Source organism: Bradyrhizobium sp. 23, from assembly GCF_023073295.1.
GTDB classification, from domain to species: Bacteria; Pseudomonadota; Alphaproteobacteria; order Rhizobiales; family Xanthobacteraceae; genus Bradyrhizobium; species Bradyrhizobium canariense_D.
On record NZ_JADPJF010000088.1, the window covers coordinates 1 to 17,045 of the forward strand.

Annotated in this window: 18 protein-coding genes; 6 read left to right on the top strand and 12 right to left on the bottom strand. The window is 65.0% G+C overall.

Annotated features, from left to right (window positions below; translation table 11 throughout):
- The 3 genes from IVB32_RS20890 to IVB32_RS20900 form a co-directional block, all read right to left on the bottom strand.
- Positions 1 to 1,296 (bottom strand): ATP-binding cassette domain-containing protein (locus IVB32_RS20890; protein WP_247411369.1); only part of this gene is annotated, 1,296 nt, incomplete at its 3' end.
- An 11-nt stretch (positions 1,297 to 1,307) separates the two neighbouring features.
- Positions 1,308 to 2,183, bottom strand: a complete 876-nt coding sequence (locus IVB32_RS20895; protein WP_018452890.1) for a branched-chain amino acid ABC transporter permease — start codon at positions 2,181 to 2,183, stop codon at positions 1,308 to 1,310.
- A 99-nt stretch (positions 2,184 to 2,282) separates the two neighbouring features.
- Complete coding sequence (locus IVB32_RS20900; RefSeq protein ID WP_018452891.1) at positions 2,283 to 3,617, bottom strand: substrate-binding protein; 1,335 nt, start codon at positions 3,615 to 3,617, stop codon at positions 2,283 to 2,285.
- A gap of 269 nt (positions 3,618 to 3,886) precedes the next feature.
- Between IVB32_RS20900 and IVB32_RS20905 the strand changes: the two genes are divergently transcribed.
- Positions 3,887 to 4,483: a hypothetical protein gene (locus IVB32_RS20905; RefSeq protein WP_247369915.1), complete on the top strand. Its 597-nt coding sequence runs from the start codon at positions 3,887 to 3,889 to the stop codon at positions 4,481 to 4,483.
- A 175-nt stretch (positions 4,484 to 4,658) separates the two neighbouring features.
- On the top strand, positions 4,659 to 5,066 hold the full coding sequence (locus tag IVB32_RS20910) for a helix-turn-helix domain-containing protein (protein ID WP_345946345.1): 408 nt from the start codon (positions 4,659 to 4,661) through the stop codon (positions 5,064 to 5,066).
- Between the two features lie 33 nt (positions 5,067 to 5,099).
- Here the strand turns inward: IVB32_RS20910 and prfA are convergent, their stop codons facing one another.
- The 3 genes from prfA to IVB32_RS20925 form a co-directional block, all read right to left on the bottom strand.
- Positions 5,100 to 6,185 (bottom strand): peptide chain release factor 1, encoded by a 1,086-nt coding sequence (prfA, locus tag IVB32_RS20915; RefSeq protein ID WP_085348398.1) that lies wholly within the window; start codon positions 6,183 to 6,185, stop codon positions 5,100 to 5,102.
- A gap of 56 nt (positions 6,186 to 6,241) precedes the next feature.
- Positions 6,242 to 8,509: a phosphoenolpyruvate--protein phosphotransferase gene (ptsP, locus tag IVB32_RS20920; protein ID WP_026232414.1), complete on the bottom strand. Its 2,268-nt coding sequence runs from the start codon at positions 8,507 to 8,509 to the stop codon at positions 6,242 to 6,244.
- 269 nt (positions 8,510 to 8,778) lie between these two features.
- The gene (locus IVB32_RS20925; RefSeq protein ID WP_085348397.1) at positions 8,779 to 10,035 is read right to left on the bottom strand and encodes an aspartate kinase; all 1,257 of its coding nucleotides are present in this window, start codon (positions 10,033 to 10,035) and stop codon (positions 8,779 to 8,781) included.
- A 150-nt stretch (positions 10,036 to 10,185) separates the two neighbouring features.
- Here IVB32_RS20925 and IVB32_RS20930 point away from each other — a divergent pair, with 150 nt between their 5' ends.
- The 3 genes from IVB32_RS20930 (at position 10,186) to IVB32_RS20940 (ending at position 12,593) form a co-directional block, all read left to right on the top strand.
- A complete protein-coding gene (locus IVB32_RS20930; RefSeq protein ID WP_018452897.1) occupies positions 10,186 to 10,653 on the top strand; it encodes a PH domain-containing protein in 468 nt (155 codons plus the stop codon).
- A gap of 14 nt (positions 10,654 to 10,667) precedes the next feature.
- The gene (ubiG, locus tag IVB32_RS20935) at positions 10,668 to 11,441 is read left to right on the top strand and encodes a bifunctional 2-polyprenyl-6-hydroxyphenol methylase/3-demethylubiquinol 3-O-methyltransferase UbiG (protein WP_018452898.1); all 774 of its coding nucleotides are present in this window, start codon (positions 10,668 to 10,670) and stop codon (positions 11,439 to 11,441) included.
- Positions 11,442 to 11,693: 252 nt separating this feature from the next.
- Complete coding sequence (locus IVB32_RS20940; protein ID WP_018452899.1) at positions 11,694 to 12,593, top strand: EamA family transporter; 900 nt, start codon at positions 11,694 to 11,696, stop codon at positions 12,591 to 12,593.
- Here IVB32_RS20940 and IVB32_RS20945 read toward each other — a convergent pair.
- The 5 genes from IVB32_RS20945 to IVB32_RS20965 all read right to left on the bottom strand — a co-directional run bounded on the left by IVB32_RS20945 (position 12,590) and on the right by IVB32_RS20965 (position 15,447).
- Positions 12,590 to 13,075 (bottom strand): DUF1178 family protein, encoded by a 486-nt coding sequence (locus IVB32_RS20945; protein WP_018452900.1) that lies wholly within the window; start codon positions 13,073 to 13,075, stop codon positions 12,590 to 12,592. The genes IVB32_RS20940 and IVB32_RS20945 overlap by 4 nt on opposite strands.
- A complete protein-coding gene (locus IVB32_RS20950) occupies positions 13,072 to 13,950 on the bottom strand; it encodes a carbon-nitrogen hydrolase family protein (RefSeq protein ID WP_018452901.1) in 879 nt (292 codons plus the stop codon). The genes IVB32_RS20945 and IVB32_RS20950 overlap by 4 nt, the downstream gene beginning before the upstream one ends.
- Positions 13,947 to 14,222 (bottom strand): glutaredoxin 3, encoded by a 276-nt coding sequence (gene grxC, locus IVB32_RS20955; RefSeq protein ID WP_018452902.1) that lies wholly within the window; start codon positions 14,220 to 14,222, stop codon positions 13,947 to 13,949. The genes IVB32_RS20950 and grxC overlap by 4 nt, the downstream gene beginning before the upstream one ends.
- Positions 14,223 to 14,269: 47 nt before the next feature.
- The gene (locus tag IVB32_RS20960) at positions 14,270 to 15,067 is read right to left on the bottom strand and encodes a ComF family protein (RefSeq protein ID WP_026232415.1); all 798 of its coding nucleotides are present in this window, start codon (positions 15,065 to 15,067) and stop codon (positions 14,270 to 14,272) included.
- A gap of 65 nt (positions 15,068 to 15,132) precedes the next feature.
- Positions 15,133 to 15,447 carry an NIPSNAP family protein gene (locus IVB32_RS20965; protein WP_007599187.1) on the bottom strand — a complete coding sequence of 105 codons (315 nt, stop codon included), beginning with the start codon at positions 15,445 to 15,447 and terminating at the stop codon, positions 15,133 to 15,135.
- Positions 15,448 to 15,563: 116 nt separating this feature from the next.
- Between IVB32_RS20965 and IVB32_RS20970 the strand changes: the two genes are divergently transcribed.
- A complete protein-coding gene (locus IVB32_RS20970) occupies positions 15,564 to 16,433 on the top strand; it encodes a methyltransferase domain-containing protein (protein WP_026232416.1) in 870 nt (289 codons plus the stop codon).
- Between the two features lie 158 nt (positions 16,434 to 16,591).
- Here the strand turns inward: IVB32_RS20970 and IVB32_RS20975 are convergent, their stop codons facing one another.
- Positions 16,592 to 17,002: a (deoxy)nucleoside triphosphate pyrophosphohydrolase gene (locus IVB32_RS20975; protein WP_018452905.1), complete on the bottom strand. Its 411-nt coding sequence runs from the start codon at positions 17,000 to 17,002 to the stop codon at positions 16,592 to 16,594.
- Positions 17,003 to 17,045: the final 43 nt, after the last annotated feature.

Here is a 17,045-nt window from a genome sequence, read left to right on the forward strand (position 1 = left end):
CTTCAATCCCGTGATGTCGCGGCCCTCGAACACGATCTGGCCGGAGCTCGGCGCGATCTCGCAGGTCAGCATCTTGAAAAAGGTTGATTTGCCGGCGCCGTTGGGGCCGATGATCCCGCGCAGCTCGCCCCGATTGACGCTGAAATCGATGTCGCTGTTGGCAACGAGGCCGCCATAGCGCTTGGTCAGGCCGGTGGCTTTCAGGATCGGCCCGGAATAGGCGGGGTGCTCGACCTCCTTGGCCTGCATCGGCGCCGGTGGAGGTTGCAGCCTGGCCTCGGTGTCAGCGGCGTCCTGCTCCATCTCCGCATCCGTCTGCTTTCGCTTTCCCGAGACGAGGCGGTAGAGATCGGCAAGGCCGCCGATGATGCCGCCGCGCAGGAAGCAGACCAGCAGCACGAACACGACACCCAGCACCAACTTCCAGGCTGCGCCGAGGCCCAGTGCGGACTGCAGGAAGTCCTGAAGGAACAGCCAAACGGTTGCGCCGACCAGCGGTCCGAACAGCGTGCCCCTGCCGCCGATGGCCGTCTGCATCACGAGCTGGCCCGAGGTGTCGAAGGTGAAGGCGTCGGGCGGCATGAAGGCCTGGAGCACGCCGAGCAGTCCGCCGGCGAAGCCCGCGTAAGCGGCTGCGATCACGAAGGCGGTCAGCTTGTAGCCATGGATGTTGTGGCCGACGGCCGTGGCGCGCAGCGGATTGTCGCGGATCGCACTCAGAACCGCGCCGACCGGCGAGCGCACGATCCTGAGGGCGATGACAACGCCGACGAAATAGCACAGCGCGATGAACTGATAGAGCGACCAGCCATTGGTGAAGTGGATGGAGATGAAGCCGAGATTGAAGCTCGGCGTCGGCACGCCGGGCAGGCCGTTTTCGCCGCCGGTGAAATCGGAAAGTGGATTGAATTCGACGAAGAAGAACACTTCCGCGATTGCCACGGTGATCATCGCGAAATAGATGCCGGTGCGGCGCAATGCGATCAGGCCGATCAGGTAGCCGGTCGCTGCGGCCGCGATCATGCCGATGATCAGCGCGCCCAGCACGTTGCCGAAGCCCGCGCGGGTCAGCAGGTAGGCGGCGACGAAGCCGCCGGTGCCGTAGAAGGCGGACTGGCCGAACGAGAGCAGGCCGGTGAAGCCGAACAGGATGTCGAAGCCGAGCCCGAACAGGCCCCAGACCAGGATCCTGTTCACGGTGTTCGGCGCGAACCCGAGATGAGGCAGCACGAAGGGGGCTGCGATCAAGCCGATCGCAGTCAGGGCTTCGATCAGGAAGGGGCGTTGCTTGAGCATCAGGTGATCGCTTACTCGCGGCCCTGGACGCCGAGCAGGCCATGCGGTCGTACCACGAGTACGAGCGTCATCGCCGCAAACAGCATCACATAGGCATAGCCGGGGTTGAACATGGAGGTGACGCTGATGATCTCGCCGGCGATCAGGCCGCCGAGAATTGCGCCGGGGAACGAACCGACGCCGCCGATCACCACCACCACGAAAGTCTGGACCAGGATGTCGTCACCGATGCCCGGTGTCAGCGACACCACCGGCGCGTTGACGATGCCGGCAAAGCCGGCGGCCATTGCGCCGATGCCGAAGACCACCATGAAGACGCGATAGACATTGATGCCAAGCGAATCCACCATCACCGAATCCTCGATGCCGGCGCGCACAATCATGCCCAGCCGGGTCCGGTAGAGCACGATGAACAATGCGCCGAGGGCGATCGCGACGATGCCGACGACGGCGAGGCGGTAGGTCGGATAGAACATGAAGCCGAGATTGGTGATGCCCTGGAATAGCGCCGGCGGCGGCACCAGCTGCGACTGGCTCGAGAAGATCAGGCGCACGAGCTCGACGAAACAGATGCCGAGCCCGAAGGTCACGAGCAGCTGATCCTCGTGCGGACGATGATAGAAATGACGGATGATGCCGCGTTCCATGAGAACGCCGAGCAGCATCACGAACAGGGAGCCCGCGATCACGGCAAGGGTGAACGACTCCGTGTACTGATAGGCGACGAAGCCGGCATAGCCGCCGATCATGAACATCGCGCCGTGTGCGAGGTTGAGCACGCCGAGCGTGCCGTAGATGATGGTCAGGCCGGAGCTGATCAGCGCGAGCAGGGCGCCGAGCGCGAGCCCGTTGAAAAGCTGTGAAACGAGGTTGGGCCAACTTATCATGCGACAATCGCTGTTGTGGCGCGCGATGTTGCGCGTCAGAAAAAGGCGACGCCGCGGGACCGGAGTGCAGTCCGCGGCGTCACAGGGGTTGGCGAGGTCTCAGCTGTAGTCGCCGAGATGGCAGCCGAAGGCGTCGGGCTTCTGCATCAGGCCTTCACCCGGGACGATCTCGACGACGTCGTACCAGTCTTCCTTGTTCTTCATGTCCTTCTGCTGCTTGCCCTTGACGATGATCACCGGGCGGACGCATTGGTGATCCTCCGGGCGGTAATGGACGTCGCCGACCAGGGAGGGGATCGTCTCGCCCTTCTCGTAGGTCTTGATCACGTCAGGCGGACTGAAGCTGCCGGCCTGCTCGCACATGTGCGCCCAATGCGCGAAGCTGACATAGGCGTTCTCGGCGCCCCATTCGGGCTTGTAGCCGTACTTCTTCTCGAACGCTTCGTTGAACATTTTCGCCAGCGGGAACTTGTCCTCGATGGTCCACCAATAGTCGGTGGCGGCGTAGACGCCCTGCATCAGGCCCCCGGTCTCGCGCGCGATGAAAGGCACCTGGTACGGCACGACCAGCTTCATCTTGTCGAGCACGCCAAACTGCTTGGCCTGTTGTGTCGACAGTACCGCGTCGTGGCCCCAATTGACGTTGATCAGCACGTCGGCGCCGGAGTTGGCGACGTTCAGCAGGTATGAGGAATAGTCGGGGGCGCCGAGCGGGGCGACCTGGTTGGTCACGGTGGTCCAGCCGGCGGTCGCCAGGAAGTCCTGCATCGATTTGGTAACGGTGTGGCCGTAGGTGTAGTCGGGCGTCAGATACGCCGCCTTCTTGCCCTTGCCGAACTCACGTACCATCACCGGGCCGATCGCTGCGGCCGCAGTCTGGCCGTAGAAGTTCTGGCGAAAGCCGTAGCGGACGCAATCCTTGCCGGTGGTGTCGTTCGAGCCGGAAATGCCGCATACGAAAATCACATGTTCGCGCTGGGCGAGCTTGTTCAGCGCCACCGCAACGGCGCTCGACGTGCCGCCGGTGATCATGATCGCCTTGTTCTCGCTGATGAAGCGCTGCTGCGCCTGCACTGCCTCGTTCGGCTTGGCCGCGGAATCGGCGACGCCGAACTTCAGCTCCTTGCCGAGCACGCCCTTGCTGGTCTTGGGCGAGATCTTCTTGATCAGCTCGTGGCCTTCATTGATGTGCTCGATCGCGAGCTGGTAGCCCTTGAGCTCGTCTTCACCCTGCACGGCATAGGTGCCGGTGCGCGGCACCGAGATGCCGATGAAGGCGGTGGAGCCCGAGACCCCTGCGGGGTAGGAGCCGATCGCCGGCTTGTCCTCGGCAAACGCCGGCATCCCCGGCAGAACCGCGCCACCGATGAGGCCCGCGGTGGTCTGAAGCAGGCCACGGCGCGAAAGGCCGCGGCGGATGAGATTGTCAGTCATGATCGTTTCCTCCTAACGTCGTTCTTGTTTGCAGGCAAAGCACGACCTGTCCGACGGCAGCCGGCCTCGAAGGCCTGTCCGCGCCGGGCACGTCACATCCGCGTGTAGCTCTTGGGCGCAAGCATTGCTTGTGAACGCCTTCTGTCAATTTCGTCTTTGGTCGAACGCCGAAAATTATCTCGTGAAAACATATCGCATCACGATATATATTAGCCTTTGTGAGTACGAGGCTGGCGGGTTCGGCGAGAGAAATGGCGCGGCAGACGACAGTGGCGGGTACCCGAAAGCGACGGTCGTGGCCGCAAGGTGCGGAGCGGCAGGAGGCGGCGTGGCCGGAAGAGGTGAGCGGGCAGCGGGCGACACCGCAGTCCGGCGATGCCTCGCGCATGCCCGATCCGCGCAACTGGCCGGCCGGCCGGCGCGGGCCCGCCGTCGGCCCCGTTCAGGCGAAGCGCGCGCCCGGTCCGATGCAGAAGCTGAGCGTGCGCGCCCAGAACGTCCTCAAGGAACTCGCGGTCGAGCTCACTGCCGAGCAACCGCCGAAGGGGAATTGGTCGCCCTCGCGCGAATTGCTGCTTGCGCTGACGGCCGAACGCCTCGCGACCGCGCGCAATTGCGGTCCTCACACGATGAGGGAAATCATCGACTGGGCGCAGGGCTGTGGCGTGACGATCAAGCCGGTGATCCCGCCCGGCGGCTCGCTGTCGCAGATGTGGGCCGAGTTGATTAGCAATGCATCCGCGGGTGCCTTGACCAGCGCCGAGATTGCCGGCGCGCTGCAGCGCTCGATCCGGCGAAAGAGCGTCCGTATCCCGATCGCGTTCCAGGTCATCCTGGTGAAGATCCTGCTGTCCAGCTTCGAATAGGTGGCGATATTTGTGTGTCCGGGGCGCCGGTCGGTTGGTTCGGCTTGGCCTTCCTTGCTAGTCTCGGTGAGGCCGCCCGTTGCACCGGCTGGCTCGACGTCGCAGGCAGGGAATGGCCCCATCGAAGCGGAAGACGACACGCCCGGCGCGTGCTGTGCCCACAAAGGGTGGCGCGATGCGCGAGGCCGACTACGGGGCGCTTGCGCAGTTTCGCTATCAGCTCCGAACCTTCCTGGCCTTCAGCGAAGCCGCGGCCCAGAGCGCCGGCTTGACGCCGCAGCAGCACCAGGCGCTGCTGGCGATCAAAGGATTGGCCGCCCCTGACGGCGCCAGCGTCGGCGACATCGCGCGCTTCCTGCTGATCCGGCACCACACCGCGGTGGAGCTGGTGGATCGCATGGCGAAACTGAAGCTGATTGGCCGGGAAGCCGACCCGGATGATGCGCGGCGCGTCCTGGTCAAGCTGACAGCGAAGGGCGAGCGGAAGCTGCGATCCCTCTCGCGCATCCATCTGGACGAGCTCAGCGCCGCCGCGCCCGGTTTGGGCAAGATCCTGCGAGCGTTTCGAGCCAAGAGACGCTGAGGACACGCTGAAGAAAGCGCGAAGCCGCGAGCTCTACGCCGCCGCGCCCTGAGCGGCGAGCTGCGCGGCCTGGTGCTCGGTGGTCAGTGCGTCGGTCAGTTCGCCCAGCGCTTCGCCCGCCATCACCTGCGGCAGCTTATAGAGCGTCAAATTGATGCGGTGATCGGTGACGCGTCCTTGCGGGAAATTATAAGTGCGGATGCGCTCGCTGCGGTCGCCGGAGCCGACCTTCTCCTTGCGCTCGGCCGAGCGCGCCGCGTCGAGGCGTTGCTGCTCGGCGTCGTAGATGCGCGAGCGCAGGATGTTCATGGCGGAAGCGCGATTCTTGTGCTGCGAGCGGCTATCCTGCATCATCACCACGATGCCGGTCGGGATGTGGGTGATGCGGATCGCTGATTCGGTCTTGTTGACGTGCTGGCCGCCGGCGCCTCCGGCGCGCATCGTCTCGATACGCAAATCATCGTTCCGGATCTCGACGTCGACCTCCTCCACCTCGGGCATCACGGCGACGGTGGCGGCAGATGTGTGGATGCGCCCCTGCGTCTCGGTGTCCGGCACGCGCTGCACCCGGTGCACGCCGGACTCGAACTTCAGCTTCGAGAACGCGCCGCGGCCCTGCACCTCGGCGATGATTTCCTTGTAGCCGCCGACGCTGCCTTCGCTGGCCGAGATCACCTCGACCTTCCAGCCCTGCAGGGCCGCGAAGCGCTCGTACATCCGGAACAGGTCGCCGGCAAACAGCGAAGCCTCGTCGCCGCCGGTGCCGGCGCGGATTTCCAGCACCACGTTGCGATCGTCCATGGCGTCCTTCGGCAGCAGCGCGACGCGGATCTTCTGGACCAACTCCTCGATCTTCGGCGTCAGCTCGCCGCGCTCGGCTTCCGCCATGGCGCGCATCTCGGCATCGGTCGCGGGATCGGCGATCAGCGCCTCGGTGTCGGCGAGCTCCTTGAGGGCCGAACGATAGGTCTTGACCGCTTCGATCAATGGCGTGAGCTCGGCGAGCTCACGCGTGATCTGCACATAGCGTTCGGAGGCGAGCTGACCGAGCGATTCGGCCTCGAGTGAGGCGTGATGCGCGAGCAGGACGTCCAGTTTGGCTTCGGGGAGTGACGACATCGGTTCGGTCTCAAATGCGGAAAAGGGCGAGGCGGCAGGAGGGGGCGACAGGCCCGCTACAAGGCCAGGCCTTCGGCCTCGGCAAATTCCGTCAGCTTCTGCCGGATCGAGACGCTGCCGGCGGGCGCGTCCAGCAACGGCCCGAGCATCGCCTCGGCCTTCTTGGCGTCGAGATCGAGCACCATGGCCTTGACCGGGCCGAGCGCGGTGGCCGAGAGCGACAGCGAGCGATAGCCCATCCCGATCAGCGCCAGCGCGCCGATCGGTTTCGACGCCATCTCGCCGCAGAGCGACAGCGATTTGTTCGCGGCTTGCGTCTTGCGTGCGATGTCGCGAAGCGCGCGCAGGATCGGCGCCGACATGGTGTCGAAGCGCTCCGAGACTTTCGCGTTGCCGCGGTCGACCGCGAACAGGAACTGGAACAGATCGTTGGAGCCGACCGAGATGAAGTCGACCTTCTTCAGGAGCTCGTCGAGCTGATAAAGCAGCGCCGGCACCTCGACCATGGTGCCGATGTCGATCCGCTCCGGCAGCGTGTGGCCGTGCTGGCGCAGATAGGTCAGTTCGCGTTCGACCAGCGCCTTCGCAGAATCGAATTCACCCACCTCCGAGATCATCGGGAACATGATGCGCAGCGCGCGGCCGCCGCCGGCGCGCAGCAGTGCGCGGATCTGGCCGCGCAACAGGCCGGGACGATCGAGCCCGAGCCGGATCGCGCGCCATCCGAGCGCGGGGTTCTCCTCGATTACCGCCTCCATATAAGGCAGCGCCTTGTCGCCGCCGATGTCGAGGGTGCGGAAGGTGACGGGCTTGGTGCCGGCGGCATCCAGCACGGTGCGATAGAGCGCGAGCTGGTCGCTGGTGCGCGGCAGGCTCTGGCCGACCATGAATTGCAGCTCGGTGCGGAACAGGCCGATGCCGGCGCTGCCGGTGTCTTCGATGTGCGGCAAGTCGATCGCGAGACCCGCATTGATCATCAGCTCGACCTTCTGGCCGTCCTTGGTGACGCAGGGCCGGTCGCGCAGCGCCAGATACTGCGCCTGGCGGCGGGCCCGGAAGCGCACGCGCTCGGCGAAGGCTGCTTCGACCTCCTGCGATGGGCGCACATAGATCATGCCGGAGGTGCCGTCGACGATGACGGCGTCGCCGGGATCGGCGATACCAGGCGCGTTCGGGACTTCGCCGACCGCGGGAATGCCGAGCGCGCGCGCCACGATCGAGACGTGGGAATTGGCGGTGCCTTCCTCCAATATGATGCCGCGCAGGCGCTTGCGGTCATAGTCGAGCAGCGCCGCCGGGCCCATCGCGCGCGCGATGACGATGGCGTTGTCGGGCAATTGTTCGCGTGACGGCGCGTGATCCTGGCCGACCAGCTGTCGCATCAGGCGATAGCCGAGATCCTCGAGATCATGCAGCCGGTCGCGCAAATAGGGATCTGTCGAGCGCAGCATGCGCGCGCGGGTGTCGGATTGCACACGCTCGACGGCGGCTTCCGCCGTGAGGCCGGTGGCGACCGCCTCGTGCAGCTTGTGCGACCAGCCCTGGTCGTTGGCGAACATGCGGTAGGCTTCCAGCACCTCGCGATGCTCGCCGCCCTCGGCGACGTCGCCGCGCTCCAGCATGCGGTCGAGATCGGCGCGCAGCTTGGCGAGCGCGGTGTCGAGCCGCTTGATCTCCTTTGGCAGGTCCTCGGCGATGTAGTCCTTGATAACCACGCGCGGCTCGTGCAGCACGACATGGCCGAGTGCGATGCCTTCCGACAGGATGGCGCCGACCTTCTGCGCCGAATGGCGCGCCGCGGGCTCATGGCCTGGCTGGGCCAGCGCAGACAGCTCGCCGGAGGCGATCAGCTCCGCCAGCACCATCGCGGTGGTCTGAAGCGCCTCGAGCTCCTCCTCGACATAGTTGCGCTTGGCGCGATTCTGCACCACCAGCACGCCGAGCGTGTTGCCGGCGCGCAGGATCGGCACGCCGAGGAAGGAGTGGTAAATCTCTTCGCCGGTCTCCGGGCGGAACGAGAAGGCCGGATGGCTTTGCGCATCGCTTAGGTTGAGAGGCGTTGCCTCGCTCGCGACCAGGCCGACCAGGCCCTCATGGGCGCTGAGCACGGTGTGGTGCACCGCCTCGCGGTTGAGGCCTTCGGTGGCATAGAGCTCGAGCGTGTTGTCGACGCGCAGCACATAGACCGAGCACACCTCGGCCACCATGTTGGCGGCGATCAGCACCACGATCTTGTCCAGCCGCTCCTGGGCCGAGACCTGCTCCGCCATGGTTTCGCGGAGCCGTCTCAACAAGACGCGGGGACCTCCCGACGCGCTCCGCATGAACCGTCAATCTCCTCCGTCTGCCGGGGCCGAAAGGACCCGCGGCGGCTCGCCCAGAAATCCAGAAAAACAACAAATTTGCTCGTCCGGCGCCAGCCCCGGCGGTTGCCTGGGCCGAATCAGCACCGCCTCAACTGGGGCACAGTTTCTGGCAGCCCACCCAGTTCGCCGTATAGCGAATTGGGGCTTGTTTTGCCAAGCAAAACGCCTGCCAAACGCGAAAGTGTGGACACCTTCGCGTTTGCTGCGACCGCTAAGAGAAAATTAGCCTAAGCCTGATCGAGACCGTAGAGCGTGTGCAGGGTGCGCACCGCAAGCTCGGTATAGGCGGTGTCGATTAGAACCGAGAATTTGATCTCGGAGGTTGTAATGGCCCGGATGTTGATATTCCGTCCTGCGAGGGCCGAGAACGCCTGGGCGGCAACGCCGGCATGGCTGCGCATGCCGCTGCCGATCACCGAGATCTTGGCGACATCGGTAGCCGTGTCGAGCCGGGCATAATTGATCTGGCTCTTGGCCGCGGTAATCGTCTCCTTGGCCCTGGTGTAGTCGGCGGCCGGGACCGTGAAGGTGAGGTCGGTGGTCTTCCCGTCCTCGGAGACGTTCTGCACGATCATGTCGACGTTGATGTTGGCATTGGCGAGCGGGCCGAAGATCGACGCCGCCACGCCGGGCTTGTCCTCGATCTGGCGTACCGAGATCTGGGCCTCGTCCTTCGAAAAGGCGATGCCGGTGACGATGTGGCTTTCCATGATCTCCTCCTCGCTGCAGATCAGCGTGCCGGGCGGCTGGTTGGCATGCGGGTCGATATCCTCGGGCTTGTCGAAGCTCGAGCGGACGAAAATTGGCATGTTGTGGACCATGCCGAGTTCCACCGAGCGGACCTGGAGCACCTTGGCGCCCTGGGAGGCCAGCTCCAGCATGTCTTCAAATGCGATCTTGTCGAGCCGGCGCGCCTTCGGCACGATTCGCGGATCGGTGGTGTAGACACCGTCGACGTCGGTGTAGATGTCGCAGCGGTCCGCCTTCACGGCGGCGGCGATCGCCACGGCCGAGGTATCGGAGCCGCCGCGGCCGAGCGTGGTGATGCGGTTGGTCTCGGGGTTGATGCCCTGGAAGCCGGCGATCACGGCGACTTCCTTGCGCTCCCTGAAGCGCTTGATGATCTCGCTGCCGTCGATGCCCTCGATCCGGGCCGAAGCATGGGCGTCGCTGGTCGTGATCGGGATCTGCCAGCCCTGCCAGGAGCGGGCCTGGATACCCATGCCCTGAAGCACGATGGCAAGCAGGCCGGACGTCACCTGTTCGCCCGAGGCGACCACGGCGTCGTATTCGCGCGCGTCGTGCATCGGCGAGGCCTCGGTGCACCAGGCCACCAGCTCGTTGGTTTTACCGGACATCGCCGAGACGACCACGGCCACTTCATGGCCGGCGTCGACCTCACGCTTCACATGGCGTGCGACGTTGCGGATACGTTCGATGTTGGCGACGGACGTGCCGCCGAATTTCATCACGAGGCGGCTCATGACGACGCGTGCATTCCTTCATAAGGATCAGTATGGTGGCCCGCACTGGACGGGCCTCGCGGACACCGACCGCGCGTATACATAGCGGCGGGGCCGGGGGCAAGCGGGTTCCTGCGGGGCAGGGTGCGGGGTAGTGGGTTAACCGAGATCATGGCGCGCTATATCGACGAGATCCTGCAGCCTGGCGAGAAGGTGCTGTATTCGACCAATGCGCACTGGATCTTCTATTTTCCGGCGATCCTGGCCTGGATCGTGGCGCTGGTCCTGTTCGTCCTGTCCCGGCAAACCACCGTCGAGGGGCTCGTCATGCTCTGTCTGGTTGCGGCCGGCCTGGTCGCTCTGGCGGCGCTGTACTGGACTGTGAAGGGCTGGTTCCATCGCTTTACCACCGAGACCGACGTGACCAATTTGCGGGTCGTGCACAAGACCGGCTTCATCAAGCGCCGCACCTTCGAGATGGCGCTGGACAAGGTCGAGAGCGTCGATGTCGATCAGACCATTCTTGGACGAATTCTCAACTACGGCGACGTGACGATTCGCGGCGTCGGCGAGGGGATCGAGACGATCAAGACCATCGCCTCGCCGCTCGCCTTCCGTAGTTCGATCACCACGCGGTAGGACCGCGCGTAACCATGAGCATGCAGCAAGATACTTCCGTAACCGCAAGCACCTCGCCGGGCTCGACCGTCGATGCCGCCGAGATCGCGAAATTCTCAAAGCTCTCGGTCGAGTGGTGGGATCCCAACGGCAAGATGGCACCGCTGCACCGGATCAACCCGCTGCGGCTCGGGTATATCCGCGATGCCGCCTGCCGCAAGTTCGAGCGCAACGCGCGCAGCCTCAACTGCCTCGGCGGTCTGCGCGTGCTCGACATCGGCTGTGGCGCCGGCCTGCTCTGCGAGCCGTTGTCGCGCCTGGGTGCGCAGGTCATCGGCGTCGATCCGTCGGTCAGCAACATCGCGGCCGCCAAGCTGCATGCCGACAAGGCGCACCTCGCGATCGACTATCGCTGCACCACGGTTGAGGAGATCGACCCGCGCGAGCGCTTCGACATCGTTCTGGCGATGGAGGTGGTCGAGCACGTCGTCGACGTCGGCGTTTTCCTGAAGCGCTGCGCCGCGATGCTGAAGCCGAACGGCCTGATGGTGGTCTCGACGCTGAACAGGAACTGGAAGAGCTTTGCGCTTGCCATCGTCGGCGCTGAATATGTCCTGCGCTGGCTGCCGCGCGGCACCCACGAGTGGAACAAGTTCGTCACCCCCGACGAGCTGACGAAATACCTGCTCGACAACCGCCTGGTCATCACCGAGCAGACCGGCGTCGTCTACAGCCCCTTCGCCGACAAATGGACCCTCTCGTCAGACATGGACGTGAACTACATGGTGGTGGCGGAAGGCATGGTGTGAGGCGTTGCCGCTTCCAAACATTCGGCGTCGTCCTGGCGAAAGCCAGGGTTTAGTTAGGCGAAAACTGATAATTACGAGTCTTCGCCAAACCACTCCCTGGGGTAATGGGTCCTGGATCTGCGCTTCGCTTGTCCAGGACGACACCGAATTCGTCAGGCAGGCATCGCACCCATGACATCCGCGTGATTGACCTGCTTGAGCGCGAGCGGCACGTTGACTCAACGTCCTCTCGCTCCCAGCGCAGTCCCACCCATGTTGACCATCGCCAGCCTCTGGATTCCCTTCACCGTCATTGCCGCGCTCGGCCAGGTCGCGCGCAATGCGATGCAGCGGTCGCTGACGAAGCCGCTGGGGACCTGGGGCGCAACCAATATCCGCTTCCTGTTCGGCTTTCCGTTCTCGCTGCTTTTCCTGGCGGTGGTGCTGGTCGCCACCGGCGATCATCTCGATATGCCGCCCGGTGTGTTCTGGCCGTGGCTCCTGCTCGGCGCGCTCAGCCAGATCGTCGCGACCGGCCTGATGCTGCTCGCCATGAACGACCGCTCCTTCGTGGTGACGACGGCCTATTTGAAAACCGAGGCGATCCAGACCGCCATCTTCGGCTTCGTCTTCCTCGGCGATCATCTGACATGGCTGAAGGTGCTTGCGATCGTGATCGCGACAATCGGCGTCGTCATCACCGCGCTGCGGCCCGGCGGCGAGAAGAGCTTTGCCGAATTGAAGCCGACCATCACCGGCCTCGTCGCGGCCGCGGCCTTCGCGCTCTCTGCGGTCGGCTTCCGCGGCGCCATCATCAACGTGCCTGATGTCTCGTTCGTGACTGCGGCATCGTTCACGCTGGTGCTCGGCCTGTTCGTGCAGACGCTGATCCTGACGGTCTATCTGCTCTGGCGGGCGCCAAAAGTGCTTCAGTCGATCCTGAGGCTTTGGAAGCCATCGCTGCTCGCCGGCTTCATGGGCGCCTTCGCCTCGCAGTTCTGGTTCCTGGCGTTCGCGCTGACGGCCGCCGCCAATGTCCGCACCCTCGCTTTGATCGAGGTGCTGTTCGCGCAAGGCGTGGCGTACTATTCGTTCAAGCAGCCGATCGCGCCGCGCGAGATTATTGGCATCGTGCTGATCGTGGTCGGCGTGGCGGTGTTGGTGGGAGTCTAATTCCGATCTTCCGGCAGCGTCGGCAGCGGCGACACCTCGATGCCTTCGTCGATCAGCGACTTGGCCTCGTCGGGCGAGGCCTCGCCATAGATCGGACGGTGCTCCTTGTCGCCGTAATGCATCGCGCGGGCTTCGGTGGCGAATCGCTCGCCGACATTGTCGGCGTTCTTCACGATGTGATCGCGCAGCTCTTTGAGCTTGGCGCGCAGCTCGCGCTCCTGCGCCATCAGCAGCGAGGTCGGTGCGGATTGCGCAGCTTCGGGCGCGGTCATCGTGGCGGTGGGCTCAGGCGGGGGCGTGGCGCGTCCGCGGCCCTTCTTGCCGACGATGCGCGGCGCCATGATCGCCTTGTCGACCTTGGCCGAGCCGCAAATCGGACAGGTCACGAGCTTGCGCTTCACCTGCTGGTCGTACGCGGCCGAGCTCTGGAACCAACTCTCGAAGTCGTGGCTCCGGTCGCAGCGGAGCGCGTAGCGGATCATGCCGATCCCCGCACCAGGTGCAGATGATCCGGCCCCGCCTTGGGGTCGGCGACGCCGAAGCGGCGGCCGTGCTGGAGTGAGGGTATCGCGCGGCGCGCGGTCTCGACCTTGGCCGGATCGATTTTTGCCATGATGATGCCGGGCTCGACATCGCCTTCGGCGAGGATCTCGCCCCAGGGATCGATGATCAGCGAATGGCCATAAGTCTCGCGCTTGTTCTCGTGCAGGCCTGCCTGTGCCGCGGCGAAGATGAAGCAACCGGTCTCGATCGCGCGCGCACGCAACAGCACGTGCCAATGCGCCTCGCCGGTCTTGCGGGTAAAGGCCGAGGGCACCGTGATGAAGTACGCGCCGCTTTCGGCCAGCGCGCGGTAGAGCGCGGGGAAGCGCACGTCATAACAGATCGTCAGGCCGACGCGGCCCCAGGGCAGGTCGGAGATCACGGCCGTCTCGCCCGGCTGGTAATTGGCGGATTCGCGATAGCTCTCGCCGTCAGGCAGCTCGATATCGAACATGTGGATCTTGTCGTAGCTCGCGAGCACATTGCCCTCGGGCCCGATCAGGAACGAGCGGTTGACCGCTTTCTCGTCCGAAAAGCGCAGCGCCAGCGAGCCGACATGGATGTGGATCTTCAGTTCCGCCGCGAGCGCCCGGTACGCCCTCAGCGAGCTGTCGTCGTCTTGGCTCTGGAGGTGCTCGAACAGGGCCTTGCGGTTGAGCTGCATCATGTTGCTGACTTCGGGCGTCTGCACGTAGTCGGCGCCATTGGCTACAGCCTGGCGGATCAGCCTGGTGGCCTGCGCGAGGCTGGGCTCGGGCATCAGGCCGGTGCGCATCTGCACCATAGCCGCCGTGAAGGTCCTGTTGTCGCTCATGACTCCGCCTTGACGCTTTCGAGCATGCCGTCGAGCTTGCCTTCGCGATCGAGCGCGTAGAGCTCGTCGCAGCCCCCGACATGGGCTCCGCCGATCCAGATCTGAGGGAAGGTCGAGCCCTCGCCGGCGCGATCGTACATCTCCTGGCGCCAGGACGGGTTCTTGGCGATATCGAACTCCGTGAACGTCGCCTTCTTGCGGGTCAGCAGCGACTTGGCGGCGGAACAATAGCCGCAGCCCGGCCTCGTGTAGATCTCGACAGCAGCGGTCATCTTGTCTGGCGCTCTCATGTCATGAATTCATTGAATTATATGGGACTTCACCGGCTCTCGACAACCCGGGCAAACACCAGCACGTCCACTTGCGCCGCTTTGGCCCGGAGCAGGGCCCGCGCACACGCATCCAGCGTCGCGCCCGACGTCAGGACGTCGTCGATGAGGACAATGCGCCGACCCTGGACGTCCGCCTGGCGGTCGGGGGATACCTGGAATGCGCCCTGCACATTGGTGGCGCGCTGGGCCCGCGACAGGCCGATCTGCTGCTCGGTCGCGCGTACCCGGCGCAGCACCTCAGCCTTCACTTTCACTCCGCTCTGCCGCTCGATGATCCGCGCCAGCGCCCCGGACTGGTTGTAACGGCGGCGCCAGGCCCTTCGCCAATGCAGGGGAACGGGCACCAGCATGTCAGCCTCGGCGAGCAGTTCGCCGCCCGCGCGCGCCATCCAGCGGCCCATGGCGGGCGCCAAATCCGTGCGATCCTGGTATTTCAGCGCATGCACCAGGGTGCGCGCGACGTCGTCATAACGCACCGCGGCGCGCGCCCGCTGGTAGGCCGGCGGGCTCGCGATCGCCTCCATCGACAGCATGTCGGGCCCGGGATCGTACACAAAAGGAATGCCGAGCCGCGGGCAGTAGGGCCGTTCGATGAACGACAGCCGCGCCCAGCACGCCGCGCACACGCCCTCGCCGTCGACCGGCTCGCGGCAGGACACGCACAGCGTCGGCAGCGCGATGTCGAGTGCAAGCCTTGGCAGATGCGCCATCACACCTCGGCAGGCCTGAAGCGCGCCGCGCAAATGGCTGGAAATGGAGCGTGGTGGTGATGCCTCGGCGTCCATTGGGCAAGGCTAGCGCCGTCCTGCGCCACGCTCAAGTCAATGGGCTGTTCTCGTCCGCGCCCGGCCTACGGCTCTTTCGGCAGCACGGGCCGGAAGAACGATCGCTCATAACGGCGAAAGCAGCGCGTTTGCCTTGCGAACTCGATCGCTTTCTGGACGTCCGGATCTTCGGCGCTGTCCTTCCGATATTGTTCGTACGCCGCGAAGCTCGGGAAGCTGAACATCGCGAGGGCGACGTCGCTGGCGCCTTCCGATGGCAGGAAGTACCCGTGGTGGATGCCGCCGAATCTTGGCACTAGTTCCAGCCACATCCTGCCATAGGCTTCGAATTCGGCGAGCTTGTCCGGGGGGATCTCGTATCGCAGATAACAGGTGATCATCGTTTGACGCTCCGGCGCCGCGGGCCTGGTGCGGATTGCTAGTTTGGAACACGGGGGCCGGTGTCGGCTCCATGAGGCAAGGCTAGCGCCGCGCGCAGTGGATTGCCAGAACCAGCATGATCGGCGTAACCAGCGGCATGGCTCAAGACCCACAAACCCCGCCCGCTTTGTTCGATCGTGCTTTGCTGCGCGCGCGACAGCGCCGCGCGCAGGCGCAAGGTGCCGCGAGCTTCCTGCTGGATCGGGTCGCCGAGGACATCTCCGACCGGCTTGCCGCGGTAATGCGGGAGTTTCACACGGCGGCCGATCTCTGGACGCCCGGCGAGGGTCTCGCGGTGCTGCGCGCGCGACTGCCCTCGATCGAGCGCATTGAGCTCGATGCGTCGGGTGCGGAGAAGCTACCCTTTGCACCGGAGAGCCTCGATCTCGTGGTCTCGGCGCTGGCGCTGCAATTCGCCAACGATCTGCCGGGTGTGCTCGCGCAGATCCGTCGCGCGCTGAGGCCGGACGGGCTGCTGCTGGCGGCGATGATCGGCGGCGACAGCCTGACCGAGCTGCGCCAGGCCTTTGCCGCCGCCGAGGCCGAATGCGAGGGCGGCGTATCGCCGCGAGTCGCACCGTTCGCCGATCTGCGCGACGTTGGCGCGCTGTTGCAGCGGGCGGGGTTTGCGCTGCCGGTCACCGATGTCGACCGCGTCGTGGTGCGCTACGCCAACGCGTTCGCGCTGATGCAGGATATCAGGCGCATGGGCGCCGCCAATGTGCTGATCGAGCGGCGACGCACGCCCAGCCGGCGATCGACGCTGCTGCGGATGGCTGAAATCTACGCGGAACGCTTTGCCGACGCCGACGGCCGCATCCGTGCGACATTCGACATCATCTGGCTTTCCGGCTGGGCGCCGCATGCGAGCCAGCAGCAGCCGCTCAAGCCTGGATCAGCGAAGGCGAGCCTGGCGGAAGCGGTGAAGAAGGCCGGAGGGACGTAAGCTCTTTCCGCCGTCATGGCCGGCATGCCGTCCGAGGGACGGCGTCGCTTCCGCTCGCCTATGTCCCGGCCATCCACGCCTCTCGGTTCAGCACGAAGATCGTGGATGCCCGGGACAAGCCCGGGCATGACGCCGAGAGTGTGGTGCCCGCTTCGAATTCACATCAACAAATCAATCAAATGCGGGATCAGCGGAATGTCCGCGGGCGGCATGGGATAGTCGCGCAGCTTGTTGGCGCGAACCCAGGCCAGGGCCTGGCCTTCGCGCGGCGTGACCTGTCCCTCCCAGCGCCGGCAAATGAAGAGCGGCATCAGGAGGTGGAAGGTCTCGTAGCCGTAGCTCGCGAACGTCAGCGGCGCCAGACAGGGTTCGGCGACGGTGATGCCGAGCTCCTCGTGGAGTTCGCGGATCAGGCTCTGTTCCGGCCGCTCGCTGGGCTCGCACTTGCCGCCGGGAAATTCCCAAAGGCCGGCCAGCGTCTTGCCCTCGGGGCGCTGCGCGATCAGGACGCGCTTGTCGGCGTCGACCAGCGCGCAAGCCACCACGAGCGTCAGTTTGAGATCAGCCATGCCGCTTTCATTAGCCGCAATCGCCGTGCGGTTCTACCGGCTC

Excerpts from the sequence above, each read along its gene's own strand:
- IVB32_RS20960 (WP_026232415.1), bottom strand. The coding sequence starts at position 15,067 with ATGGACGCCGAGGCATCACCACCACGCTCCATTTCCAGCCATTTGCGC.
- IVB32_RS20925 (WP_085348397.1), bottom strand. The coding sequence starts at position 10,035 with ATGAGCCGCCTCGTGATGAAATTCGGCGGCACGTCCGTCGCCAACATC.
- IVB32_RS20950 (WP_018452901.1), bottom strand. The coding sequence starts at position 13,950 with ATGAGCGACAACAGGACCTTCACGGCGGCTATGGTGCAGATGCGCACC.
- IVB32_RS20970 (WP_026232416.1), top strand. The coding sequence starts at position 15,564 with ATGATCGGCGTAACCAGCGGCATGGCTCAAGACCCACAAACCCCGCCC.
- prfA (WP_085348398.1), bottom strand. The coding sequence starts at position 6,185 with ATGTCGTCACTCCCCGAAGCCAAACTGGACGTCCTGCTCGCGCATCAC.
- ubiG (WP_018452898.1), top strand. The coding sequence starts at position 10,668 with ATGAGCATGCAGCAAGATACTTCCGTAACCGCAAGCACCTCGCCGGGC.
- IVB32_RS20965 (WP_007599187.1), bottom strand. The coding sequence starts at position 15,447 with ATGATCACCTGTTATCTGCGATACGAGATCCCCCCGGACAAGCTCGCC.
- IVB32_RS20930 (WP_018452897.1), top strand. The coding sequence starts at position 10,186 with ATGGCGCGCTATATCGACGAGATCCTGCAGCCTGGCGAGAAGGTGCTG.
- IVB32_RS20945 (WP_018452900.1), bottom strand. The coding sequence starts at position 13,075 with ATGATCCGCTACGCGCTCCGCTGCGACCGGAGCCACGACTTCGAGAGT.
- ptsP (WP_026232414.1), bottom strand. The coding sequence starts at position 8,509 with ATGCGGAGCGCGTCGGGAGGTCCCCGCGTCTTGTTGAGACGGCTCCGC.
- IVB32_RS20910 (WP_345946345.1), top strand. The coding sequence starts at position 4,659 with ATGCGCGAGGCCGACTACGGGGCGCTTGCGCAGTTTCGCTATCAGCTC.
- IVB32_RS20975 (WP_018452905.1), bottom strand. The coding sequence starts at position 17,002 with ATGGCTGATCTCAAACTGACGCTCGTGGTGGCTTGCGCGCTGGTCGAC.
- grxC (WP_018452902.1), bottom strand. The coding sequence starts at position 14,222 with ATGACCGCTGCTGTCGAGATCTACACGAGGCCGGGCTGCGGCTATTGT.
- IVB32_RS20900 (WP_018452891.1), bottom strand. The coding sequence starts at position 3,617 with ATGACTGACAATCTCATCCGCCGCGGCCTTTCGCGCCGTGGCCTGCTT.
- IVB32_RS20940 (WP_018452899.1), top strand. The coding sequence starts at position 11,694 with ATGTTGACCATCGCCAGCCTCTGGATTCCCTTCACCGTCATTGCCGCG.
- IVB32_RS20895 (WP_018452890.1), bottom strand. The coding sequence starts at position 2,183 with ATGATAAGTTGGCCCAACCTCGTTTCACAGCTTTTCAACGGGCTCGCG.